General features: G+C 57.8%; 1 pseudogene. It reads right to left on the bottom strand.

Annotation, left to right across the window (positions count from 1 at the left end):
• Nucleotides 1-251 (bottom strand): annotated as a pseudogene (locus SB771_RS35930) (carbohydrate ABC transporter substrate-binding protein); the annotation flags it as partial.

Raw genomic sequence — 251 nt, 5'->3', positions numbered from 1 at the left:
CGTTTGTATTTCTGCTTGAACTCGGCGCGCAGTTCAGGCCTTGCAAACCAGTCTTTCCGATAGGGCCACCCCACTGCGTCCGCCATGGCAGGCAACGCCCAGTAGTTCGGCGTGTTCTTCGGCCATTCCGCGTAGCCGACCACGGTTGCCGGCACGAAGTCATCCATGGAGATCTTGTTCTTCGCGAAGAAATCATTCAGCTTCACGTAGTGACCATTGACGGCGGCTCCGCCAATCCACTGGCTATCGCC

Source organism: Burkholderia sp. SIMBA_051, from assembly GCF_046534915.1.
GTDB lineage: Bacteria > Pseudomonadota > Gammaproteobacteria > Burkholderiales > Burkholderiaceae > Burkholderia > Burkholderia ambifaria.
The sequence above is the reverse complement of the archived record's forward strand: the minus strand, read 5'-3'. Positions and strand labels throughout refer to the sequence as shown.